23 protein-coding genes are annotated in these 21,497 nt (G+C 68.1%); 5 read left to right on the top strand and 18 right to left on the bottom strand.

Annotated elements, in window-relative coordinates:
* Positions 1 to 4 precede the first annotated feature (4 nt).
* Complete coding sequence (gene mexJ, locus HMPREF2914_RS08675; protein WP_003129909.1) at positions 5 to 1,108, bottom strand: multidrug efflux RND transporter periplasmic adaptor subunit MexJ; 1,104 nt, start codon at positions 1,106 to 1,108, stop codon at positions 5 to 7.
* Between the two features lie 95 nt (positions 1,109 to 1,203).
* On the opposite strand from mexJ, the gene mexL reads away from it, so the two are divergent.
* Complete coding sequence (gene mexL / locus HMPREF2914_RS08670; RefSeq protein WP_003098648.1) at positions 1,204 to 1,842, top strand: efflux system transcriptional repressor MexL; 639 nt, start codon at positions 1,204 to 1,206, stop codon at positions 1,840 to 1,842.
* A 6-nt stretch (positions 1,843 to 1,848) separates the two neighbouring features.
* Here mexL and HMPREF2914_RS08665 read toward each other — a convergent pair whose 3' ends face one another.
* The 9 genes from HMPREF2914_RS08665 to ppc form a co-directional block, all read right to left on the bottom strand.
* Positions 1,849 to 3,126: a cytochrome P450 gene (locus HMPREF2914_RS08665; protein WP_003137978.1), complete on the bottom strand. Its 1,278-nt coding sequence runs from the start codon at positions 3,124 to 3,126 to the stop codon at positions 1,849 to 1,851.
* 28 nt (positions 3,127 to 3,154) lie between these two features.
* The gene (locus HMPREF2914_RS08660; protein WP_009876931.1) at positions 3,155 to 3,940 is read right to left on the bottom strand and encodes a class I SAM-dependent methyltransferase; all 786 of its coding nucleotides are present in this window, start codon (positions 3,938 to 3,940) and stop codon (positions 3,155 to 3,157) included.
* A gap of 55 nt (positions 3,941 to 3,995) precedes the next feature.
* Positions 3,996 to 4,691 (bottom strand): extensin-like domain-containing protein, encoded by a 696-nt coding sequence (locus tag HMPREF2914_RS08655; RefSeq protein ID WP_019484555.1) that lies wholly within the window; start codon positions 4,689 to 4,691, stop codon positions 3,996 to 3,998.
* A gap of 4 nt (positions 4,692 to 4,695) precedes the next feature.
* Complete coding sequence (locus tag HMPREF2914_RS08650) at positions 4,696 to 5,520, bottom strand: isocitrate lyase/PEP mutase family protein (RefSeq protein WP_021265168.1); 825 nt, start codon at positions 5,518 to 5,520, stop codon at positions 4,696 to 4,698.
* Between the two features lie 72 nt (positions 5,521 to 5,592).
* The gene (locus HMPREF2914_RS08645; RefSeq protein WP_003129902.1) at positions 5,593 to 6,459 is read right to left on the bottom strand and encodes a DUF72 domain-containing protein; all 867 of its coding nucleotides are present in this window, start codon (positions 6,457 to 6,459) and stop codon (positions 5,593 to 5,595) included.
* Between the two features lie 18 nt (positions 6,460 to 6,477).
* Entirely contained in the window at positions 6,478 to 6,825 is a 348-nt protein-coding gene (locus HMPREF2914_RS08640; RefSeq protein WP_003098661.1) for a hypothetical protein, read from the bottom strand.
* A 73-nt stretch (positions 6,826 to 6,898) separates the two neighbouring features.
* Positions 6,899 to 7,579 carry a tRNA (adenosine(37)-N6)-threonylcarbamoyltransferase complex dimerization subunit type 1 TsaB gene (gene tsaB / locus HMPREF2914_RS08635; protein ID WP_023092567.1) on the bottom strand — a complete coding sequence of 227 codons (681 nt, stop codon included), beginning with the start codon at positions 7,577 to 7,579 and terminating at the stop codon, positions 6,899 to 6,901.
* Between the two features lie 103 nt (positions 7,580 to 7,682).
* Positions 7,683 to 8,330 carry an adenylate kinase gene (gene adk, locus HMPREF2914_RS08630; RefSeq protein WP_003092485.1) on the bottom strand — a complete coding sequence of 216 codons (648 nt, stop codon included), beginning with the start codon at positions 8,328 to 8,330 and terminating at the stop codon, positions 7,683 to 7,685.
* A gap of 160 nt (positions 8,331 to 8,490) precedes the next feature.
* On the bottom strand, positions 8,491 to 11,127 hold the full coding sequence (ppc, locus tag HMPREF2914_RS08625; protein WP_023092566.1) for a phosphoenolpyruvate carboxylase: 2,637 nt from the start codon (positions 11,125 to 11,127) through the stop codon (positions 8,491 to 8,493).
* Between the two features lie 206 nt (positions 11,128 to 11,333).
* Here ppc and HMPREF2914_RS08620 point away from each other — a divergent pair, with 206 nt between their 5' ends.
* Positions 11,334 to 11,678 carry a hypothetical protein gene (locus HMPREF2914_RS08620; RefSeq protein ID WP_003092488.1) on the top strand — a complete coding sequence of 115 codons (345 nt, stop codon included), beginning with the start codon at positions 11,334 to 11,336 and terminating at the stop codon, positions 11,676 to 11,678.
* Between the two features lie 8 nt (positions 11,679 to 11,686).
* Here the strand turns inward: HMPREF2914_RS08620 and cadR are convergent, their stop codons facing one another.
* Positions 11,687 to 12,157, bottom strand: a complete 471-nt coding sequence (gene cadR / locus HMPREF2914_RS08615; protein ID WP_003092490.1) for a Cd(II)/Pb(II)-responsive transcriptional regulator — start codon at positions 12,155 to 12,157, stop codon at positions 11,687 to 11,689.
* Positions 12,158 to 12,270: 113 nt separating this feature from the next.
* Between cadR and HMPREF2914_RS08610 the strand changes: the two genes are divergently transcribed.
* The 3 genes from HMPREF2914_RS08610 (at position 12,271) to HMPREF2914_RS08600 (ending at position 16,127) form a co-directional block, all read left to right on the top strand.
* Positions 12,271 to 14,487, top strand: coding sequence for a heavy metal translocating P-type ATPase (locus HMPREF2914_RS08610; protein ID WP_023092565.1), 2,217 nt, complete (start codon positions 12,271 to 12,273; stop codon positions 14,485 to 14,487).
* A 401-nt stretch (positions 14,488 to 14,888) separates the two neighbouring features.
* Positions 14,889 to 15,293 (top strand): DUF4398 domain-containing protein, encoded by a 405-nt coding sequence (locus HMPREF2914_RS08605; RefSeq protein WP_003092495.1) that lies wholly within the window; start codon positions 14,889 to 14,891, stop codon positions 15,291 to 15,293.
* A gap of 48 nt (positions 15,294 to 15,341) precedes the next feature.
* Positions 15,342 to 16,127 (top strand): lipotoxin F family OmpA-related lipoprotein LptF, encoded by a 786-nt coding sequence (locus tag HMPREF2914_RS08600; protein ID WP_070702816.1) that lies wholly within the window; start codon positions 15,342 to 15,344, stop codon positions 16,125 to 16,127.
* Positions 16,128 to 16,202: 75 nt separating this feature from the next.
* Here HMPREF2914_RS08600 and HMPREF2914_RS08595 read toward each other — a convergent pair whose 3' ends face one another.
* The 7 genes from HMPREF2914_RS08595 to HMPREF2914_RS08565 form a co-directional block, all read right to left on the bottom strand.
* Complete coding sequence (locus tag HMPREF2914_RS08595) at positions 16,203 to 16,724, bottom strand: O-acetyl-ADP-ribose deacetylase (protein WP_023092564.1); 522 nt, start codon at positions 16,722 to 16,724, stop codon at positions 16,203 to 16,205.
* Entirely contained in the window at positions 16,721 to 17,044 is a 324-nt protein-coding gene (locus HMPREF2914_RS08590) for a PA3694 family proteiin (protein ID WP_003092509.1), read from the bottom strand. The genes HMPREF2914_RS08595 and HMPREF2914_RS08590 overlap by 4 nt, the downstream gene beginning before the upstream one ends.
* Positions 17,041 to 17,946: an alpha/beta hydrolase gene (locus HMPREF2914_RS08585; protein ID WP_003110625.1), complete on the bottom strand. Its 906-nt coding sequence runs from the start codon at positions 17,944 to 17,946 to the stop codon at positions 17,041 to 17,043. The genes HMPREF2914_RS08590 and HMPREF2914_RS08585 overlap by 4 nt, the downstream gene beginning before the upstream one ends.
* Positions 17,943 to 18,689, bottom strand: a complete 747-nt coding sequence (locus HMPREF2914_RS08580) for a TIGR00266 family protein (protein ID WP_022579727.1) — start codon at positions 18,687 to 18,689, stop codon at positions 17,943 to 17,945. Before HMPREF2914_RS08580 ends, HMPREF2914_RS08585 begins: the two co-directional genes overlap by 4 nt.
* 68 nt (positions 18,690 to 18,757) lie before the next feature.
* Positions 18,758 to 20,053, bottom strand: coding sequence for a flavohemoglobin expression-modulating QEGLA motif protein (locus HMPREF2914_RS08575; protein ID WP_003092515.1), 1,296 nt, complete (start codon positions 20,051 to 20,053; stop codon positions 18,758 to 18,760).
* Between the two features lie 8 nt (positions 20,054 to 20,061).
* Positions 20,062 to 20,613 carry a hypothetical protein gene (locus HMPREF2914_RS08570; protein ID WP_023092563.1) on the bottom strand — a complete coding sequence of 184 codons (552 nt, stop codon included), beginning with the start codon at positions 20,611 to 20,613 and terminating at the stop codon, positions 20,062 to 20,064.
* 96 nt (positions 20,614 to 20,709) lie between these two features.
* The gene (locus HMPREF2914_RS08565) at positions 20,710 to 21,423 is read right to left on the bottom strand and encodes a TetR/AcrR family transcriptional regulator (RefSeq protein WP_003092520.1); all 714 of its coding nucleotides are present in this window, start codon (positions 21,421 to 21,423) and stop codon (positions 20,710 to 20,712) included.
* Between the last annotated feature and the right edge of the window lie 74 nt (positions 21,424 to 21,497).

The following is a 21,497-nucleotide window of genomic DNA, read 5'->3' as shown; positions in this document are numbered from 1 at the left end:
GCGACTACTCCTTGGCCGCCAGTTTCACCGTGCGGTTGGCCCGGTCGATCGGACGCACCTGCTGCCCTTCGCGAAGCACCTGGACCCCGGTGGCCACCACCCAGTCGCCAGCCTTCAGGCCTTCGAGCACCGGCACCCGGTCCTCGGCATAGGGACCGGTGCGCACCGGCTGCCGGCGCAGGGTCGAGCTGCCCGGTTCGACCACCCAGACGAACGCCTGGCCGGCCTCTGCGGTCAGCGCCGACAAGGGAACCGATAACGGCACCGCCTCGGCGGCGGCGACGTAGACCCGGGCGCTCTGGCCCAGTTCGGCCGGAGTCGCGCGGTCGTCGAAGGCCACCCGGGCGGCGAAGGTACGCGATTGCGGATCGGCCGCGGGCGAGAGCTCGCGGATATGCCCGGCGAAGCGTCTGTCGCGTTGCGACCAGAGTTCGACCGACACCGGCTGGCCGATGCGGAAACGTTCGAAGCTGTGTTCCGGCAGGCCGATCAGCACCTCGCGCTCGCCGTCGGCGGCCAGGCTGAAGACCGTCTGCCCGGCCGCCACCACCTGGCCCACCTCGACGCGCCGGCTGGCGATCACGCCATCCTGGGGCGAGCGCAGCACGGCGTAGCCGGCCTGGTTGTCGGCGACGTTGAATTCGGCGCGGATCTGCTTCAACCGCGCCTCGCCGGCGCGGTAGCTGTTCTGGATGTTCTCGAACTGGGAATGGCTGACCAGGTTGCGGTCGAGCAAGGTGCGGTAGCGCCGGTACTCGGCGCGCACGGTCTGCAGGTTGGCCTCGGCGGCACTGACCTGGGCCCGCGCCGCCTCCAGTTGCAGGCGCACGTCCTGGGGATCGAGTTCGGCCAGGGGCTGGTCCTTCTTCACCCGCTCGCCGACTTCCACCAGCCGGCGGATGACCTTGCCGCCGATGCGGAAGGCCAGCTCAGGCTCGTGGCGGGCGCGGATCTCGCCGGGAAAGGCCTGGCTCACCTCCCCCGCCGGCTGGGGCTGGACGACGATCGCCGGACGCGCCGCGGCTGGCGGCGGCGTGCCGTTGCCGCAGGCGGCGAGGAACAGGGAGGAAAGCAGGGACAGGGCGACGAGCGGGATATGGCGGTACATGTGACACCTTCCGCAAACTGCGTTCGAGTTCTTATACTGGGCGGTATAGTAAAAATACAGAACCCATCAGTCCAGTATTTCAATTGTATAAGCGCATGTCAGAACCCACCTCCTCCGTCGGTCCCGGCCGGCCCAAGGACCCGGCCAAACGGGAAGCCATTCTCGAGGCGGCCAAGCGCCTGTTCCTCTGCAACGGCTACGACGGCAGCAGCATGGAAGCCATCGCCTCGGAAGCCGGCGTTTCCAAGCTCACCGTCTACAGCCACTTCACCGACAAGGAAACCCTGTTCAGCGAAGCGGTGAAGGCCAAGTGCGCCGAGCAGCTTCCCGCCCTGTACTTCCAACTGGCCGAAGGCGCGCCGCTGGAAAAGGTCCTGCTGAATATCGCCCGCGGCTTCCACCGGCTGATCAACAGCCACGAGGCGATCGCCCTGACCCGCCTGATGGCCGCGCAGGCCGGGCAGAACCCCAAGCTTTCCGAGCTGTTCTTCGAGGCCGGGCCGAAGCAGGTGATCGACGAGATGGAACGCCTCCTCGAGCAGGCCCGCCGCAGCGGCAAGCTGGCGTTCCCGGACGCGCGCCACGCCGCCGAACACTTCTTCATGCTGGTCAAGGGCTGCGCCAATTACCGCCTGTTGATCGGCTGCGCCGAACCGCTGGACGAGGCCGAAGGCGAGCGGCACGTGGAAGAGGTGGTGGCGCTGTTCCTGCGCGCCTTCGCCGCGGGCGGCTGACGCGGCTCAGGCGCGACGGCGGAAACGCACCCGCGCTCGCTGCGGACGCAGGGAAAACCAGCCGCGCGGCGCCAGGTCGCCGTCGTGCATGATGTCCCAGTGCTCGACCCAGTAGGCCAGCGCCGCCGCCAGATCGATCATCGCCATCGCGGTGCCGGGGCAGGCGCGGTCGCCGAGGCCGAAGGGGAAGTAGGCGCCACGCGGCCAGCGCGCCGGTTCGAGGAAGCGCTCGGGACGGAACTCCAGCGGCGCCTCGAACCAACGGGGATCGCGCTGGGTGATCCAGCTCGAGACCATGGTCACGTCGCCGCGCTTCAGCCGCTGGCCGAACACCTCGATGTCCGCCGTCACCTGCCGCGGCGCCAGGCCGTAGGCCGGCGGGTACAGGCGCAGGCACTCCTGCAGGACCGCCCTGAGCAGCGCGCAATCGCGCAGGTCGGCGACCGAGCGGATCGCCGTCCAATTCACTCCCGCCAGCTCGGCGCGTAGCCGCGCGAGCAACTCGGGACGCTGGGCCAGCAGCAACAGGCTCCAGGTCAGGGTCACTCCAGTGGACTGGTGGGACGCCATGAGCAGGGTGCAGAGTTCATCGCGTAGGTCCGCCAGCGGCCGCGGCGAGCGCTCCGCCACCTCGCCCACCGCCTCGCGCAACTGGCCCAGCGCCCAGCGCTTGCGCGGACACAGTTTGCTCGGGAACCAGTGGCCCAGCGGCAGGCCGGTGCTCATTTCCAGCAATGCCACCCGCGACAGCAGGCGCACCGCCTTGGCGATCCGATAGGCCGACGGTTGCAGGTCGACGTCGAACAGCGCGTGACCGCTGAGGGTGACGCTGAACGCAGCCATTTCCAGGTCGAGGTCGTATTCGCGCCCCTCCTCCACCCGCTCGCTCCACTCCGCGGCCAGGCGGCGAACCTCGCTGGCCGGCGGCGGCGCCAGGTGCGGCCGTACCTCCTTGCGCCGGGCCTGGGCGGGGGCGCCCTCACGCATCATGAAGCTGCGCCCGTTCCACTGTTTCAGCATGCACAGCGCCGGCTGCCAGCGTTGCAGGTCATCGCGGCGATCGACCATCAATTCCTGCACCGCCTGCGGATGGAACAGGCACCAGAGGCGCTGCGGGCCCATGCGGGCGACCGCGAGGTCCGGCTGCGCGACGTGCATCTTCTGCAACCAGGCCAGCGGATCGCGCTGCATCTCCAGCCAGTGGCGGGCGCCGGCACGCCCGTCGTTGGCCCAGGGCAGGTGCGCCAGGCGCCGGCGAATCGGACAATCGATGGTCTGCTGCATGCTCGCCGCCTCCCTGCGGTGTCGACACTCAGCCCTTGCCCAGGGCCTTCTTCGGATAGATGTCGTAGCGGCTGGACTTGCCTTCCAGGCTATAGCCGGGCTTGGGCCCTTCGATGATCGGCGCCTTGCGCGGGCGCTTCACCACCACCCGGTGGCTGGCCAGGGCCAGGGCCGCCTGCAACAGCGCCGGAGCGTCGAGATCGTCGCCCACCAGCGGCCGGAACAGACGCATTTCCTTCTTCACCAATGCGCTCTTGTCGCGATGGGGAAACATCGGGTCGAGGTAGACCACCTGCGGCGCCTCGCCGTCCCAGGCGCGCATCAGGTCCGCCGAGTTGCCGCCGAGCAGACGCATCCGCGCGGCGATCGGCGCCACGTCGGGATCGCGCCCGGCGCGCTCCAGGCCATCCTCGAGCAGGGCGGCGATCAGCGGCTGGCGCTCGACCAGGGTTACCTCGCAACCCAGGCTAGCGAGGACGAACCCATCCCGGCCCAGGCCGGCCGTGGCATCCAGGACGCGCGGGCGGATGCCTGGCTGGACGCCGACCGCCTTGGCGATCATCTGCCCGCTGCCGCCGCCGAACTTGCGCCGGTGGGCGCTGGCGCCCTCGACGAAATCGACCCGCACCGGACCGGGGGAATCCGCCCCCAGTTGCAAGACCTGCAAGCCCTGCTCGCCGACCTGCACGGCGAACTCCGCCTCGTCGTCCGCCGCCAACGGCAGGCCGAGCCGCTCCGCCCAGCGCCGCGCAGCCTCGGCGCAATCGGCGGACAGGGCTTGGACATGCAGGCGAGGAGCGGCGGAATCGGTCATGGTCGGGCAATCGTCGTGGAAAGCGCGGATTTTGCCAGAGTTGGCCCGCGCGCGCTCACCGGCAGACCTTCCATAGGCCCATGTCGAGGTGGAAGTGATCCCGGTGGGCGGCATTGTAGTCGGGCCCCAGCACCGCATTGAAACTGGCGCAGGCGCCGTCCCGCACGCGGCGCAGGAAGCGCCCGTCGGCGCCCTGGTCGGCCCAGTCCGTGGCCAGGCGGATTCGCCTCCCGCCGGCCAGGCGGAAACCGCTGATGTCCAGGGCATTGGCCGAAGCATGCTGGCTGCGCCGGCCGTTCTCGCGGTTGTAGACGTTGCGGCAGGCAAAGCTGCCGATATGCTCGACCCGCGTCAGCGGCTGGCCATAGATATCCAGGGCTGCCGGTTGCAGCACGTGGCGCTCGAACAATGCATAGCTCACTGCCAACGGGCAACTGGCGAGGAAGCTGCTGCTCAACTCCAATGCCGCCCCACGCACGCGCAGGCTGTTGCTCAACGGGCAGGTAGCCGATGGCGGATCGTCGGCGACCCGCTGGTAGCGCAGTTGCGAGGTGGCCAGGGCGGCGTCGCAGAGGCTCCGGTCGTCGGCCAGCCGCCATAGCTTGTAGCGGGTCAGCAGGTTCGGCGGTTCGCGCACGTCCAGCGGCAGCCAGGGATTCCAGCGCGCCGGCAGATCGAGCCACTGGTTGCGCAGGGCGCCGACGGCCCCCGCCAGCAGCAGCAATGGCAGCAACCAGGCCAGGCGGCGCACGGGTTCAGCGGAACAGGTCGTTGATACGGTCGAAAGGCATCGCCGCACGGGTCGCTTCCAGCTCGCGCCGCGCCAGCGCCTGCGCCGCCTCATGGAAAGCGCCGAAGGCGACCCGGGCAAGGTTCGAGCCCAGGCTCACGCGCTTGACGCCGAGGGCTTCCAGCTCGTCCAGCGACAGCTCCAGGCGCGGCGAACCGACCAGTACGTTGACCGGCTTCGGTGCCACCGCTTCGAGCACCGCGACGATCTGTTCGCGGCGGTTCAAACCGGGCGCGTAGAGCACATCGGCGCCGGCATCGGCGTAGGCGCGCAGACGCCGCAGGGTGTCGTCGAGATCCTCGCAACCATGCAGGAAATTCTCCGCGCGGGCGCAGAGGGTGAACGGGAATGGCAACGCACGGGCCGCCTCGACCGCGGCAGCGACCCGCTCCAGCGCGGCGGAGAACTCATAGATGGGCTGTCCGGCGCGCCCGCTGGCATCCTCGATGGAACCACCGACCAGGCCGGCCTCGGCGGCCAGGCGGATGGTCGTGGCGCAGTCTTGCGGAGCATCGCCGTAGCCGTTTTCCAGGTCGGCGGCGACCGGCAGATCGGTGGCGGCGACGATCGCCCGGGCGTTTTCCAGCGCCTCGGTCCGGCTCACCGCGCCTTCCGCATCGCGCCGGCCCAGAGAGAACGCCAGGCCGGCGCTGGTAGTGGCAAGGGCGTCGAAGCCGAGGCTGGCGAGCATCTTCGCCGAACCGGCATCCCAGGGATTGGGCAGGACCAGCATGCCGGGCCCCTGGTGCAGGTCGCGGAAACGTTCGGCGCGTTGGCGTTGGCTGGTCATGGCGGCGGGCTCCGTGGCGGGGAAAGGACTCCCTAGCCTAGGCGCAGGCCGGCGGAGCGTCGAGCGCCGCGCTCAGAGCAGGCCCAGTTGCTCCACTTCCGGGGCCGGGATCGGCTCGGGTAGCGCCGGCAAGCCTGGCAGGCGCTGGCCCAGCAGCGCATGGAAACGCTGGGCCTGCTGGGCCGCCAGGTGATTGTCGGGGGTATGCAGGAATACGTATGGAGTCAGGCCGGCCTCGATCCAGTCGGCCACCTTGTCGACCCAGGGCAAAAGGAACACCTCGTTGGCCGGCAGGTCGGGACCGCCGATGAAACGCACCTGTGGCGTATCGCTGAAGGCCGCCGGACGGATCGGCAGGCGCGGCTTCTTCGACTGGGCGTGGAGCACCGCCGGATCGTCCGAACGGCAACTGAACAGCGCCCGCGAATCCAGGCAGATGCGCTCCACGCCACGCTCGCGCAGGTGGCGGTTGAGCAGGCGCTCGTCCTCGCCTTTGTCGAAGAACGCCGGGTGGCGTACTTCCACGGCAATCCGTCGCGGACTCAGCTCATCGAGGAAATACAGCAGTTCGCCCAGGCGCTGCGGGGTGAACGCCGCCGACAGTTGCAGCCACAGCGGGCTGACCCTTTCGCCAAGCGGCGCCAGCAGTTCGAGGAAGTCGTCGGCGGCCCCGAGCCGTTCGCGCAGGTCGCCTTCGTGACTGATATCGCGGGGAAACTTGGCACAGAAGCGGAACCCCGCCGGCATCGTCTCGGCCCAGCGCCGCACGGTTTCCGCCGAAGGCCGGGCATAGAAGGTGGTATTGCCCTCGACCGCGTTGAAGATGCCGCCGTAGTGTCCGAGGTAGTCGGCGGAACGCAATTCGCGCGGATAGAAGCTGCCGCGCCAGGCCGCCTCGTTCCAGGATGGACAACCGAGGAAATAAGGAAGGGAAACCACGGGAGCGCGCGGAGCCGCTCAGGCGTAGAGGTCGAGGCCGAGGACATCCTCGGCGCCGGCGTCGATGTTGAGGCTGGCGGTGGAGTTGTAGCTGGCCAGGGCCATCGCCGCATGGCTGCTTACCGGGCGCTGGAACGCCAGCAGGTCGCGGGCGCTCACCGGCAGGCTGTCGCCGCCCGCCGAACTGGCCTGGACCTTGCGCGCCTGCGGCGCCTGCTCGAAGCCCTGGCTGCCGGAAACCGGCGCCGGCTGCTCGCGCCGCGCCTCGACCTCGCGCTGCACGTCGCGATACGGCGTGACCGCCGAGCCCGGTCGGGCGCTGCGCTCCAGCGGCAACGAAGAGGAAGAAAGTCCGTCGATACGCATGATCAAAACCCGGGGAAGTCTCCACACTCTAGCCAGCCCCGAAAGGCTTGGCAATTACCGCTGCGCGGCATTTTCAGGGCGCTTTTTTCGGCGTCGCCACGTTGTCGCGCAGGTACACCGGCAGCGCCTGTTCCGCCTCCACGCCTTCGCCGCGCGCCCAGGCGAAGCCGGCCAGGTTGAGCAAGTCCTCGGCATGCGGCAGCAGGCTCGCGTCCAGCGCGGCCGGGCGCTGCGGCATGCGCTCGACGTAGCCCCAGCCGGTGCCGGCGCCGAACCAATCCGCGGCAGCGGCGTCCCACGGTACGGCGACCCGCTCGGGCGGCAGTACCGCTTCGCTGCCGGCCAGGCGCATCTCGCCCTGTTGCAACTGGTAGCAACCCCAGTAGACCTCGTCCATCCGCGCGTCGATGGCCGCGGCGACCCGCTCCGCACCCTGCTCGCGGTAGGCCCGCTGGGCCAGGATCGCCAGGTCGGAGACCGCCAGTACCGGGCGCTGCAGGGCGAAGGCCAGACCCTGGACCACGCCGATGGCGATGCGCACGCCGGTGAAGGCGCCCGGACCGCGCCCGAAAGCGATGGCGTCCACTGCGGACAGAGCGACGCCGGCCTCGTCGAGCAGGTCGCGGACCATCGGCAGCAGGCGCTGGGCGTGCAGGCGCGGGATCACCTCGTAGTGACTGAGCGCCCGCCCCTCGTGGAGCAGGGCGACGGAGCAGGCTTCGGTGGAGGTATCCAGGGCCAACAGAGTGGACATCGACGGTTCCGCGTGGTGAAAAAGACGCCGATTGTACCAGCCTTCTCCGCCCCGGAAACGCCGACGGCCCGCAAGCGGGCCGTCGGTGCTACAGCGCTGCGGATCAGCTCAGGGCCGAAAGCACTTTCGCGGTGATCTGCTCGACCGAGCCGACGCCGGCGATGCTGTGGTATTTCGGGGTGCCTTCGGCGGCCGACAGCTTCTGGTAGAAGTCGACCAGCGGCTTGGTCTGCGAATGGTAGACCGACAGGCGGTGACGCACGGTCTCTTCCTTGTCGTCCTCGCGCTGGATCAGCTCTTCGCCGGTAACGTCGTCCTTGCCGGCGACCTTCGGCGGGTTGTGCTCGGTGTGGTACACGCGGCCGGAGGCCGGGTGCACGCGACGACCGGCGATACGCGACACGATCTCCTCGTCGTCGACGGCGATCTCGACCACGTGGTCGATGGTCACGCCGGCGTCCTTCAGCGCTTCGGCTTGCGGGATGGTCCGCGGGAAGCCGTCGAACAGGAAGCCCTTGGCGCAATCGGCCTCGGTGATGCGTTCCTTGATCAGGGCGATGATGATGTCGTCGGATACCAGGCCGCCGCTGTCCATCACGCCTTTCACCTGCTGGCCGAGCGGGCTGCCGGCCTTGACTGCGGCGCGCAGCATGTCGCCGGTGGAGATCTGCGGAATGCCGAACTTCTCGGTGATGAACCGTGCCTGGGTGCCTTTGCCGGCACCGGGTGCCCCGAGCAGAATCACACGCATCGATATGCTCCTTAGAATTGGTAAGCGAAAGTCTGGATCCGCCTCGTGGGGCCAATCTCGTATTTGCAGGAAACGGCACTGTATGGCGCCGAAAAGGCTGTCCAAGATACACAGCGCCCCCCCACCGCACAAGACACCGAAAGTTGCCCCCCGCCTTCCCTCATCCGGTGTTGCGCAGTCCGGCGGCGACCCCCGCGACCGTCACCAGCAGCGCCTGCTCCAGGCCGCCGCAGGCGTCGCCCCGGCAGCGCCGCGAACGGGCCAGAAGCTCAGCCTGGAGCAGGTGCAGCGGGTCTAGATAGCTGTTGCGCACGCTGATCGACTCGCGGGTCTCGCTGGCGTGGGCGAGCAGCAGCGACTGCCCGGTCAGTCCCAGCACCACGCGCACCGCCTGCGACAATAGGTCGCGTAAACGACGCCCCAGCGGACGCAGCTCGAGCGGCACTAGACGTTCGTCGTAGAGCCGCGCGATATCCGCGTCGGCCTTGGCCAGGACCATTTCCAGCATGTCGATGCGGGTGGTGAAGAACGGCCATTGCTCGCGCATCTGCCCGAGCAGCGCGCCCTCGCCACGCTCGATGGCGTTCAGCAAGGCGGTCTCCCAGCCAAGCCATGCCGGCAGCATCAGGCGCGTCTGGGTCCAGGCGAAGATCCAGGGAATCGCCCGCAGGCTCTCCACCCCGCCTTCGCGGCGCTTGGCCGGGCGGCTGCCCAGCGGCAGACGGCCCAGTTCCTGCTCGGGCGTGGCCAGGCGGAAATACTCGACGAACTGCGGATCGTCGCGCACCACCCTGCGGTAGGCCAGCAGCGCGTCCTTCGCCAGGCGGTCCATCTGCGCGCGCCAGGCCGGCTCGGGAGCCGGCGGCGGCATCAGGGTCGCCTCCAGCACTGCGGCGAGGTAGAGATTGAGGTTCTGTTCGGCGATGTCCGGCAAGCCGAACTTGAAGCGGATCATCTCGCCCTGTTCGGTGACCCGGAAGCGCCCGGCCACCGAACCCGGTGGCTGCGACAGGATCGCCGCGTGGGCCGGCCCGCCGCCGCGGCCGACGGTGCCGCCGCGGCCATGGAAGAGCAGCAGCTCGACCTCGTGCTGGCGGCAGATCTCCACCAGTTTCTCCTGCGCCCGGTACTGCGCCCAGGCCGCCGTGAGAGTACCGGCGTCCTTGGCCGAATCGGAGTAGCCGATCATCACTTCCTGCACCCCGGAGAGCCGCGAACGGTAGCCCGGCAGCGTCAGCAGGCGCTCCATGCAGGGGCCGGCGTTGTCCAGGTCGTCGAGGGTCTCGAACAGCGGCACCACGCGCATCGGCCAGTCGACGCCGCTTTCCTTGAGCAGCAGTTGCACCGCCAGCACGTCGGACGGCTGGCCGGCCATCGAGATCACGTAGGAACCCAGCGACGCCGGTGGTGCGGCGGCGATCGCCCGGCAGGTGGCGAGCACCTCGGCGGTATCCGCCGAAGGCTGGTAGTGCGCCGGCAGCAGGGGGCGGCGGCTGTTCAGTTCCTCGAGAAGGAATTCCAGGCGGGTCTTCTCGTCCCACTCGTCGTAGCTGCCCAGCTCCAGGTACTCGGTGATCTCGCTCAGCGCGGCGGCATGGCGGCTCGAGTCCTGGCGCACGTCCAGGCGCACCAGGAACAGGCCGAAGGTGGCGGCGCGGCGCAGGCAGTCGAGCAACGCGCCGTCGGCAATCACGCCCATGCCGCAGGCGTGCAGCGACTCGTGGCACAGTTGCAGCGGCTCGACCAGGTCGCGGTTGTGCTCCAGGACGCCCTCCGCGGCCGGCACCTCGCCGGCCAGGGCCTGGTGGGTCCAGTTGCGGGTCACGCGCAGGCGCTCGCGCAATTGCTTGAGCAGGGCGCGATAGGGCTCGGCGCTATCGCCGACCCGCGCCAGCAGCTGCGGCGAGGCCTGCTGCATGGACAGCTCGGCGGCCAGTCGGTCGATATCGCGCAGGTACAGGTCGGCGGCCATCCAGCGCGCCAGCAGCAGGACCTCGCGGGTCACGCTGGCGGTGACGTTGGGATTGCCGTCGCGGTCGCCCCCCATCCAGGACGCGAAGCGCAGCGGCGCGGCGGTCAACGGCAGGCGTTCGCCGGTGCTGCGCAGGAGTACCTCGTCGACGTGCCGAAGGACGTTCGGCAAGGCCTGCCAGAGAGAATGCTCGATCACCGCGAAGCCCCATTTCGCCTCGTCCACAGGGGTCGGCCGGACCTTGCGGATCTCGTCGGTATGCCAGGCCTCGGCCACCAGCCGCTGCAGGCGCTGCTGGATGCGACTGCGCTCCTCCGGCAGCAGGTCGGCATGGTCCTTGGCCGCCAGCTGCGCGGTGATCGCATCGTATTTCTGGATCAGCGTGCGCCGCGCCACCTCGGTGGGATGGGCGGTCAGCACCAGTTCGATCTCCAGCCCGGCGAGCTGGCGAGCCAGTTGCCCGGGGGCATGCCCGGCGTCCTTGAGACGCCCCAGCAGCTCTTCCAGCACCAGGTTCTCGAAGGGTTCCGGCTCGTTCGGCCGGCGCCGGCGGATACGGTGGTATTGCTCGGCGATATTGGCCAGGTTGAGGAACTGGTTGAAGGCCCGCGCCACCGGCAGCAGTTCGTCTTCCTCGAGCCCGTCGAGGGTGGCGGTGAGCTGCTGGGCGCCCTCCGCGGAACCGCGGCGGGCAGCCTTGGCGCCCTTGCGGATCAGCTCGATCTTGTCGAGGAACCGCGGGCCGTACTGCTCGCGGATGGTGTCGCCGAGCAATTCGCCCAGTTGGTGGACGTCCTCGCGCAGGCGCGCATCGATTTCCGGCATGACCTGTCTCCACTGCGGGTGGGAAACCAGCTTGGCTCAGGCGCCCCCGCGCTTACAAGCCCGCAGGGTGCCAGTACGGCGCCGCCGGGCCGGAAGCGAGGCTGCCGGCGCCGATCGGGTCTAGTCTGAAGGAAGTGCCCGCACCGAGGCACGGCCCCACGAGGGCACCCCAGCACGCCCGCCACGACCGGGCTGAAGAGGTCAGCATGAAGATCCGTGAGCTTGTCCGCCATTGGGAACACACCGCCAAGGGCCGCATGGCCCGCAACCACTACAGCATCCCGCTGGACGTCGAAAGCGCCGCGCGCCTCGCCGCGCTGCACGAGATGTATCCGCGGCGCAGCGTCGAGGAACTACTGGGCGAGCTGGTCGGCGCCGCCCTGGAAGAACTGGAGGCGAGCTTCCCCTACGTGAAGGGGAGTCAGGTGGTGGCCACCGACGAACAGGGCGATCCGCTCTATGAGGATGTCGGCCCTACCCCACGCTTCCTGTCGCTCTCGCGCAAGTACCTGCACGAACTGGTCGCGCAACAGGACACCTCCAGTCACTGAGCGCGACTTCAGCCATGCCGGCGGTGCACGCCGGGAACGTGCATGTGCCCGGCCTCGGCGCATTCCTCGGGGATAGGCGACAGCGGCGCGGGCTGCTCCAGTTCGCGGAGGATGCCGCAGGCCTGGCTGTTGCCGGCGACCGTACAGCGTGAGCCGAGATCCTGCAGTTGCTCGCGCAATGCCTGGAGTTCGGCGATGCGCACCTCGACGTGATGCAGGTGCTCGTCGATCAGCCGGTTGGCGGTGCCGCAATCCGCCTCGGGACGGTCGCGCAACGCCAGCAGGGTACGGATTTCCTCCTGGGTCATGTCCAGCGAGCGGCAGTGACGGATGAACGACAGGCGCTCGACATGCGCCAGGGTGTATTGCCGATAGTTGCCTTCGCTACGCGCGGGCTCGGGCAACAGGCCTTCGCGCTCGTAGTAACGGATGGTCTCCACCGGGCAACCGGTTCTCTTCGCCAGCTCACCGATCTTCATGCCAACCCTCCTCCAATCGCCGACGCGGCTACCCGAATTGGCAGTACCGCTTGACTCTGTAGTTGCTACAGGGTGTGCAATCGCACCCAACACGTCAAACGGGAATTGTTTCCATGAGCCACGAACACGCCGACACTTGCTGTCACGGTCACGGACATGATCATGGGCACCGCCACGCGCCTCGCCCGGCGGTGGCCGCCATCGGAACCCTGGCCGGCAACGCCGAGTTGCGCTGGAGCGACCTGCGCATCGAAGCGATGGACTGCCCGACCGAGGAACGCCTGATCCGCGACGCCCTCGGTCGCCAGCCGGCAGTGGAGTCGCTGGAATTCAACCTGATGCAGCGCCTGCTGCGCGTCCAGCATCGCTTCGACAGCGTCGAGCCGCTGCAGAAGCTGATCGCCGGCCTCGGCATGCAAGCGGTGCCGCTGGATGCCGGCGAAAATACCGACGGCCCCTCGCAAGCGCCGGCGAAACCCTGGTGGCCGCTGGCCCTGGCCGGCGCGATGGCGCTGGCCTCGGAGATCGTCGAATGGTTCGGCCTGGCGCCGGACTGGGTGGTCGCCGGCCTCGCCCTGCTGGCCATCCTCGGCGCCGGCCTGCCGACCTACCGCAAGGGCTGGATCGCCCTGAAGAACCGCAACCTGAACATCAACGCCCTGATGAGCATCGCCGTGACCGGCGCCGTGCTCATCGGCCAGTGGCCGGAAGCGGCGATGGTCAGCGTGCTGTTCGCCATCGCCGAGCTGATCGAGGCGAAGTCCCTGGATCGCGCGCGCAACGCCATCCGCGGCCTGCTGCAACTGGCTCCGGAACAGGCCACGGTACTGGTCGGCGGCGAATGGAAGGAGCTGCCGGCCAAGCAAGTGGAACTGGAAGCCACCGTGCGCGTGAAGCCCGGCGAACGCATCGCCCTCGACGGCGAGGTGACCAGCGGCCGCTCCAGCGTCAACCAGGCGCCGATCACCGGCGAAAGCCTGCCGGTGGAGAAGGAGGTCGGCGAGCCGGTGTTCGCCGGCAGCATCAACGGCGAGGGCGCGCTGGAGTACCGCGTCACCCGCCGCGCCGACGACAGCACCCTGGCCCGGATCATCCACGCCGTGGAGGAAGCCCAGGGTTCCCGCGCACCGACCCAGCGTTTCGTCGACAGTTTCGCCCGCGTCTACACCCCGGTGGTATTCCTCATCGCCCTCGCCACCGCGGTGCTGCCGCCGCTGCTGTTCGGCGGCGCCTGGCTGGACTGGATCTACCGCGCCCTGGTGCTGCTGGTGATCGCCTGTCCCTGCGCGCTGGTGATCTCCACCCCGGTGACCATCGTCAGCGGCCTTTCCGCCGCGGCGCGCCTGGGCATCCTGATCAAGGGCGGGGTGTTCCTCGAACTCGGGCGCAAGCTGTCCTGGGTCGCCCTCGACAAGACCGGCACCATCACCCATGGCAAACCGCAACAGACCGACTACCTGCCGATCGCGGAGGCTGACGGGACGGATGCGCGCCTGCTCGCCGCCAGCCTGGCCGCGCGTTCCGACCACCCGGTATCGCGCGCCGTGGCCAACGCAGCGGAAGAGGACGGCCTTGCCCTGGGCGTGGTCGAGGACCTCGCCGCCCTGCCGGGACGAGGCGTCAGCGGACGCATCGACGGCGTCCTCTACCACCTCGGCAACCATCGCCTGGTGGAGGAACTGGGCCTCTGCTCGCCGGCCCTGGAAGAGCGCCTGGACGCCCTGGAGCGCCAGGGCAAGACGGTCATCGCGCTGTGCGATGCGCAGCGCGTGCGGGCCCTCTTCGCCGTCGCCGACGGGGTCAAGGACAGCAGCCGCGAGGCGATCCGCGAGCTGCACGCGCTGGACGTGAAGACCCTGATGCTCACCGGCGACAACCCGCACACCGCAGCCGCCATCGCTGCCCAGGTAGGCATCGACGCAGCTCGCGGCAACCTCCTGCCGGAGGACAAGCTGCGTGAAGTGGAAGCGCGCCAGGCCGACGGCTCGCGGGTCGGCATGGTCGGCGACGGGATCAACGACGCGCCGGCCCTGGCCCGCGCCGACATCGGCTTCGCCATGGGCGCGGCGGGCACCGACACGGCCATCGAGACCGCCGGCGTCGCGCTGATGGACGACGACCTGCGCAAGTTGCCGCAATTCGTCCGGCTGTCGCGCACCACCCACGCGATCCTGGTCCAGAACATCACCCTGGCCCTGGGCATCAAGGCGGTGTTCCTCGCCCTTACCCTGGCAGGCGAAGGCACCCTGTGGATGGCGGTATTCGCCGACATGGGCGCCAGCCTGCTGGTGGTGTTCAACGGTCTGCGACTGTTGCGCAAGCGTTTCTGAAAGGCCCCACTGGCCTCCTCCAGCCCCACTCAGGTGGGGCTTTTTTCTGCCCTGGGAAAAGCACAAGCAGGCGATGGCGTACCTGCTGGGAACGCTGCCGTGGTTGCCCGCTTCACGGTCGAAAGCCCCGTACGACGGGCTTTCATGACGAGCGACGGCGTTCCGCGACCACGCCGGAAGCCGACTGTTCAGTCAGAAAATTTCAGATTTTTTTTTGAACCCCTGAACCAGCGGGGGAGTCACTAAAAGTACATGGCCAATCGCCAAGCCCCTGAAACAGAGGCCTGGCAGAGGCTTGCTCAGTGAGCAGGAAGAAAAGACCGGAGGGCCGGAAACGCGCCCACGGTAATGGCCAGAGATGAAAGCCAAGGAATCAGCATCCCTGTCAGAGGAAATTTCCCATGGAGCAAAAAGCGATGAGCAAGCAACACACCGGTTCCCTGCGTGGCCTCAAGCTGGCCCTGCTGGCCGTAGGCAGCAGCCTGGTCCTGGCCGGCTGCGCCGGCAACCCGCCGACCGAGCAGTTCGCCGTGACCGAATCCGCGGTGAATAACGCGGTGAGCGCCGGCGGCCCGGAATATGCCCCGGTCGAGATGAAGTCCGCTCAGGACAAGCTGAGCCAGGCGCGCATCGCCATGAACGACAAGGAATACGACCAGGCCAAGCGCCTGGCGCAGCAGGCCGAGTGGGACGCCCGGGTCGCCGAGCGCAAGACCCAGGCCGCCAAGGCGCAGAAAGCCGTGAAGGATGCCCAGCAGGGCGTCATGGAACTGCGTGAGGAAGGCATGCGCGATACGCAGCACTAAGCCGGATTCCGCCCTTCTTTCGTCGATTCGTGATTAAGGATGACCCCTATGCGTAAGTACATTGCCCTCCCCGCCGTATCCCTGCTGGCCCTGGCGCTGGCCGCCTGCTCCACGCCGCCGAACGCCAACCTGGAACAGGCCCGCAGCAACTTCTCCGCGCTGCAGTCGCAGCCCGACGCGACCAAGGTCGCGGCCCTGGAAACCAAGGACGCCGGCGACTGGCTGGCCAAGGCCGACAAGGCCTACCAGGATGGCGAAGACCAGCGCGACGTGGACCAACTGGCCTACCTGACCAACCAGCGCATCGAACTGGCCAAGCAGACCATCGTCCTGCGCAATGCCGAGGCGCAGTTGCAGAACGCCTCCGCCCAGCGCGCCCAGGCCCGCCTCGACGCGCGCACCGCGCAACTGGACAAGCTGCGTAGCCAACTGAATGCCAAGCAGACCTCGCGCGGCACCATGGTGACCTTCGGCGACGTTCTGTTCGATCTCGACAAGTCCGACCTGAAGCCCGGCGCCATGCGCAACATCCAGCAACTGGCCGAGTTCCTCCAGCAGAACCCGGAGCGCCAGGTGATCGTAGAGGGCTACACCGATAGCACCGGTTCCGCCAACTACAACCAGCGCCTGTCCGAGCGTCGTGCCGACTCGGTGCGCATGGCCCTGCTCAGCCGCGGCATCAGCCCGGAACGCGTAGCCACCCGTGGCTACGGTAAGGAATATCCGGTGGCCAGCAACGGCACCAGCTCCGGCCGTGCCATGAACCGTCGGGTGGAAGTCACCATTTCCAACGCCGCCAAGCCGGTCGCGCCACGCTCCTCCGTCAGCGGCTGATAAGCCCTACGGAAGCCCAAAAGCCCCGCCATCCGGCGGGGCTTTTTCATGGGCGGGGCCCGAGCTTTCCAGGTATCAGCGGGCCACAGGCCGCTCGCCGAGCAAGCGCTGGTAGCGCTCGGCCATCGAGCTATCGAAGGCAACCAGGACGATTTCCTCCAGGCTGCTGTGCGCCGGGCGTTGCCGGCAGACCTCTTCGACGGCGATGGCCGCGGCCTGCTCGAAGGGATAGCCGTAGATGCCGCAGCTGATGGCGGGGAACGCGACGCTGGCCGCCCCGGCCTGCTCGGCCAGGGCCAGGCTGCGCCGGTAGCAGCTGGCCAGCAGCTCCGCTTCGCCGTTGTCGCCGCCGCGCCAGACCGGGCCGACGGTGTGGATCACGTGGGCCGCCGGCAGACGGAACCCACGGGTGATCTTCGCCTCACCGGTCTTGCAACCGTGCAGCAGGCGGCAGGCCGCCACCAGTTCGGCACCGGCGGCGCGGTGGATGGCGCCGTCGACACCGCCCCCACCGAGCAGCGAGGAGTTCGCCGCGTTGACGATGGCATCCACCGCAAGACGGGTGATGTCCCCCTGCCAGACGCGGACCTCGGTCATTTCACTTCCTGCGGGACTTCCTGTCCGGCGCAGCGCACGGCGTGCTTCCTGTTGTCCACCAGCACGCCGGAAAGGCCCTTCTGCTCGGTGTCGAACAGCACCAGGACGCCATCGATGCACTGCGCGACCTGCTTGGCCGGCTCCAGGGACAGCTTCACATCTTCGCCGGGCAGGCTCTTCAGCATGGTGAAGTCGGCCAGCAACAGGGCGTCCTGCGGCTTGGCGAAATGCAGGTAGCCGTAGTACCAGAGCACGCCGACGGTGACGAAGATGGTACCGATGCCGGTCAGGATGCAGGGGAGTACGTTACGGTCGCTCATGGATTGCCTTCGGGTTTCGCGGATTCGCGGTTCGGGATTTCGGCCAGCCGGCGCAGGCCGGTGAAGCCATGGGGATCGTCGAGGAAGCGCAGCATCACTTCCTGCCAGGTCGCTTCGGCGAAGGTCTGCACGTGGCCGCCTCGGGTCAGTTGCAGGACCTTCGGCGGCCGCGCCTGGCGGTACAGGGCGATGCCGTTCTCGAGGGGCACAATGGTATCGTCGATGCTGTGAAAGAACAGCATGGGTGCGCCAGAAAGCCGCGCCACCGAATGGATGGCGCTGTCGTCGTCGGGCACCAGCCAGGACAGCGGCACCTGCAGCGGCCAGGTCAGCCAGGAACCGTCCAGCATGTGCCGGGCGATGCCGCGGTAGCTCGCCGGTACCCCGTCGAACACCAGCGCCTTGAACTGGCCCTGGCGCTGCGGATGCTCGACCAGGTAGTGGATCGCCAGCGCGCCGCCGAGACTCTGCCCCAGCAGCACGCGCTCGGTGCCCTTCACCTCCGGCGCCTGGTCGAGCCAGGCGAACGCTGCGTCGATGTCGCGGTAGACCTCCGGCAGTCCCGGCTCGCCCTCCGACTGGCCGTAGCCGCGATAGTCGAGCATCAGCACCTGGTAGCCCTCGGCGGGCAGCCACCAGGTGCCGCCGAGGTGCCAGGACAGGTTGCCGCCGTTGCCGTGCAGGTAGAGCACGGTGCCTTTCACCGGCACGCCTTTCTTCGCCGGCAGCCACCAGGCGCGCAGGCGCACGCCGTCGGCGGTGGTCAGGGTGACGTCGCGGTACTCCAGCCCGGCGCGCGCCGGAGTGATCTGCACCACCGGCTCGGGATAGAACAGCAGCGAACTGCAGCCACCGAGGAACAGCGCGCCGAGTACCAGCAGCGGGATCAGCAGGCGCTTCATCCGTTGTTGGTCCTTACCTCTTCGCGGGCGCGAAAGGTGGCGTCGTAGATGCGCCCGGCCAGGCGCGAGAACGGCAGGCTCTGCAGCCAGACGATGCCGCTGCCCTTGAGGGTGGTCAGCAGCAATCCTTCGCCGCCGAACAGCATGCTCTTCAGGCCGCCGGCCAGTTGCACGTCGTAGTCGATGCCATCGGTGAAGGCCACCAGGCAACCGGTGTCGACCCGCAGCGTCTCGCCATTCAACTGGCGGCGGATCAGCGTGCCGCCGGCATGGACGAAGACCAGGCCATCGCCCTCGAGCTTCTGCAGGATGAAGCCCTCGCCGCCGAAGAAACCGGCGCCCAGGCGCTTGGCGAAGGCGATGCCGACCCGGGTGCCATAGGCCGCGCAGAGGAACGAGTCCTTCTGGCAGAACAGGCGCCCGCCGACATCGTCCAGGTCCACCGCCACCACGCTGCCCGGATAGGGCGCGGCAAAGGCCACGTGCTGCTTGCCCTGGCCTTCGTTGGTGAAGTGGGTCATGAACACCGACTCGCCACCGAGCTTGCGCTTGCCGGCGCTCCACAGCTTGCCCAGCAGGCTGCCGTCGGAGCCGTCGCCCATCCGCGCGGTGAAGCGGATGTCGCCGGTCATGTAGTTCATCGCCCCGGCCTCGGCGATCACGGTTTCCCCGGGGTCGAGTTCGATCTCCACGGTCTGCATGGATTCGCCGAGGATGCGGTAGTCGAGTTCGTGGCTGGCCATCGCCGTTCTCCTTGCTTGCCGCCCGACCGCCCGCGCGCACCGGGAAAGACCGGCACGGCGGGGAACGGTCAGAGAATGTTCGCGTAGTCCGCTTCGATGCGGTCCAGGCTGAGGTGGTTGAGGAAGTTCGAGAAGCACATCCAGGCCGACAGCGCGTTGAGGTCGCGGAACTGCGGCGGCAGGTACTTCGGCGGCGCCACCAGGCCCTCGTCCACCAGTTGGCGCAGGGTGCGCATGTCTTCCAGGGTGGTCTTGCCGCAGAACAGCAGGGGGATCTGTTCGAGCTTGCCCTTGCGCACGGCGAGCTGGATGTAGTTGTAGATGAGGATGAAGCCCTTCAGGTAGGACAGGTCCTTGGTGAACGGCAGGCCATCCGGGGTCGAGCCGCGGAAGACCCGGCTGGCGTTCTGGTAGCTGTCCTCCAGGCTGTAGCCCTGCTCGCGATAGAAGTGGAACACGTCGAGGAAATCGGCGCCCTCCTCGGCCATGTGGATCGCCCGGGTGCGATTGGTCAGCTTGCGCAGGCGGGTCGGGTAGGAGGCGAAGGCGATCACCTCCATCAGGATCGCCAGGCCTTCCTGGGTCACTGTGGAGGACGGCGGCCCCTTGGCGAGGAAGGTGCAGATCGGCTGGCTCAGGCCGTTCAGGGTGGTGCCGACGTGCACCAGGCCCTCGTGGACCTCCAGCGCGCGCACGTCGCGCTCGTTGAACAGGGCGTCGGCGCGCACCTTGATGTAGTCGGCGCCGGCCGCCGCGTCGGCGACGATGCCGTCGGACTCGAACACGCGGATGGTGCCCTCCTCCTCGCCGAACACGGTGTTCAGCCGCGCCTGGAGGATCGGCACGACCTCCTTGGCGGTCAGGGTCTTGGGTTCGTCCTTGAGATCGCCGCGGTCGGCGATGTTGTTCAGGTAGTCGGAGAGCATCAGGCCGAGGTCGGCCAGGGTCGGATCGCCGGCATGGAAGGCGTCCGAGGCCGAGCCGTAGAGTTCCTGGGAGATCAGCCCGAGGTCCGGGGTGCCGCGCGCCTCGAGCATGCGAATGACCATTCGGTATTCCTTGCACATCCGCCGCATGATCTGCCCGACCGGGTTGAACTGGCCCAACTGGCGGGTGATGTCGCGCTCGATGTTCTGGAATTCCTGCTTCTTGGCGCTGGCGTCGAAGGCCAGCGGGCGGCTGTCGTAGTAGCCGCGGTCGACCTTCGGCGCATGCTTGCCGCGGCCCTTGAGGAAGTCCTGGCGGATCCCGTCGTCCCATTTGATCGCATCCAGCACGCGGATCGGCGTCTGCGCCTCGACGATGCGATCGGACAGGGAGCGGATGATCTTCTGGTAGTCGTTCTGCGCCTTGCGCTGGCTCATCGGCAATCTCATTGGGTGACCCGCTGGAAGCGGGCGGCCTCGACGAACACGTCGGAATTGGCGGGATCGTTCAGGTAGGCGAAGACCTTCTCCAACGGGCTGCGCACCAGCGCGCCCTTGCCCTGCTCGCTGTCAACGGTCTCGCCGTCGAGCTGGCCGGCGCCGAGGTCCTCGACGATGCGCTCGACGTCGAGGTTGTAGATCACCAGCTCGTCACCGTCGGTGATCTCGAAGCCGGCGATGATGAAGTTGCCGCCCAGGCTCTTCGGCAGGCCGGCCGACAGGTACCAGCGCTTGCCCTGGTGGGAGACGGTGAAGCCGTAGTCTTCCAGGCTCTCGGTATTGTCCTTGCTGTCCACGTAGCTGAGCGCACGGTAGACATTGCTGCCGGAACGGGTGATCTCCAGGAATTGTTCTTCCTTCCACTCGTTCTCGCGGCTCCAGGTCCCGAGCAGATGGCTCGGCGCCGCCTCGCGCGGCGGTATCGGCTCCTTGAAGGTGACCAGGCAACCGCCCAACAGCAGGAAACTCAGGACCACCAGGCAACGCCAGGCTTTCATCACACGCTCCTTAGGAACCCTCCGCAACCTGCGACCGGCTGGCCGAGGGAAGGTTCGGGTATGAAAAACCCCGCCATGGCGGGGTTGACGCTCAGGTCACAGGCCCATGACCAGATTCAGGTACCGTCTGAGTATGGCGCGCATTTCGTCCACGGCCAGTTGCTCGACCCCGTCCACGAGGCCCTGATATTCCATCTGCAGAATAATCGACGTCAACACCTTGGCGTCCTGCTCGGGCTGCCCGGAACCGAGCACCTGGAAGAAATGCACGGCGCCGAGGGAGAGAATCCGCTGGTGGGCATCGGCCAGTTCGCGCAGGCGCGGGTTGAGCAACGCCTCCTGGCGGAAGGCCTGTTCGGCCAGCAGGTGCTCGCGGCGCTCGGTGAGTTGGACCTGGACATACTGCACGGCCAGCTCGACGATCCGTTCCACCAGCGAGCCACGGGCGCCGGGGTCGTCGGCCAGCACCGCGGCCATCTCCTGGAGGTCGCCCTCCACGCTGCTCCAGAACGCCGATAGCGCCTCTGCGTTGCGCTCGACGAAGAGGGCGAAGGTGTCGGTGATGAGATCGTCGATGTCCTTGAAGTAGTAGGTGGTGGCCGACAACGGCACCTGGGCCTCGGCGGCCACCGCGCGGTGGCGCACGGCCCGTACGCCGTCGCGGACGATCAGGCGCATGGCGGCATCGAGAATCGCCTGGCGCCGCTGCTCGCTGCCCTGGCGGCTGGCCTTGCGGCCCTGGTAACGAACGCTTTCGGCTACCGCGCTGGCGGCCTGCGCGGCGCTGTCTCTGGGAGCTACTCGGGACACGGTGTTTCCTCCGCTCGCGGACGATGGGGCATTGTTCGGACTTTTTCGCGTGGAATCAATCGGCCGCTATCGGG

This window comes from Pseudomonas sp. HMSC067G02 (assembly GCF_001813485.1).
GTDB classification, from domain to species: Bacteria; Pseudomonadota; Gammaproteobacteria; order Pseudomonadales; family Pseudomonadaceae; genus Pseudomonas; species Pseudomonas aeruginosa.
The sequence above is the reverse complement of the archived record's forward strand: the minus strand, read 5'-3'. Positions and strand labels throughout refer to the sequence as shown.

Coding starts and splice junctions, on each gene's coding strand:
- mexJ (WP_003129909.1), bottom strand. CDS start 1,108: ATGTACCGCCATATCCCGCTCGTCGCCCTGTCCCTGCTTTCCTCCCTG.
- mexL (WP_003098648.1), top strand. CDS start 1,204: ATGTCAGAACCCACCTCCTCCGTCGGTCCCGGCCGGCCCAAGGACCCG.
- HMPREF2914_RS08665 (WP_003137978.1), bottom strand. CDS start 3,126: ATGCAGCAGACCATCGATTGTCCGATTCGCCGGCGCCTGGCGCACCTG.
- HMPREF2914_RS08660 (WP_009876931.1), bottom strand. CDS start 3,940: ATGACCGATTCCGCCGCTCCTCGCCTGCATGTCCAAGCCCTGTCCGCC.
- HMPREF2914_RS08650 (WP_021265168.1), bottom strand. CDS start 5,520: ATGACCAGCCAACGCCAACGCGCCGAACGTTTCCGCGACCTGCACCAG.
- HMPREF2914_RS08640 (WP_003098661.1), bottom strand. CDS start 6,825: ATGCGTATCGACGGACTTTCTTCCTCTTCGTTGCCGCTGGAGCGCAGC.
- tsaB (WP_023092567.1), bottom strand. CDS start 7,579: ATGTCCACTCTGTTGGCCCTGGATACCTCCACCGAAGCCTGCTCCGTC.
- adk (WP_003092485.1), bottom strand. CDS start 8,330: ATGCGTGTGATTCTGCTCGGGGCACCCGGTGCCGGCAAAGGCACCCAG.
- ppc (WP_023092566.1), bottom strand. CDS start 11,127: ATGCCGGAAATCGATGCGCGCCTGCGCGAGGACGTCCACCAACTGGGC.
- HMPREF2914_RS08620 (WP_003092488.1), top strand. CDS start 11,334: ATGAAGATCCGTGAGCTTGTCCGCCATTGGGAACACACCGCCAAGGGC.
- cadR (WP_003092490.1), bottom strand. CDS start 12,157: ATGAAGATCGGTGAGCTGGCGAAGAGAACCGGTTGCCCGGTGGAGACC.
- HMPREF2914_RS08610 (WP_023092565.1), top strand. CDS start 12,271: ATGAGCCACGAACACGCCGACACTTGCTGTCACGGTCACGGACATGAT.
- HMPREF2914_RS08605 (WP_003092495.1), top strand. CDS start 14,889: ATGGAGCAAAAAGCGATGAGCAAGCAACACACCGGTTCCCTGCGTGGC.
- HMPREF2914_RS08600 (WP_070702816.1), top strand. CDS start 15,342: ATGCGTAAGTACATTGCCCTCCCCGCCGTATCCCTGCTGGCCCTGGCG.
- HMPREF2914_RS08595 (WP_023092564.1), bottom strand. CDS start 16,724: ATGACCGAGGTCCGCGTCTGGCAGGGGGACATCACCCGTCTTGCGGTG.
- HMPREF2914_RS08590 (WP_003092509.1), bottom strand. CDS start 17,044: ATGAGCGACCGTAACGTACTCCCCTGCATCCTGACCGGCATCGGTACC.
- HMPREF2914_RS08585 (WP_003110625.1), bottom strand. CDS start 17,946: ATGAAGCGCCTGCTGATCCCGCTGCTGGTACTCGGCGCGCTGTTCCTC.
- HMPREF2914_RS08580 (WP_022579727.1), bottom strand. CDS start 18,689: ATGGCCAGCCACGAACTCGACTACCGCATCCTCGGCGAATCCATGCAG.
- HMPREF2914_RS08575 (WP_003092515.1), bottom strand. CDS start 20,053: ATGAGCCAGCGCAAGGCGCAGAACGACTACCAGAAGATCATCCGCTCC.
- HMPREF2914_RS08570 (WP_023092563.1), bottom strand. CDS start 20,613: ATGAAAGCCTGGCGTTGCCTGGTGGTCCTGAGTTTCCTGCTGTTGGGC.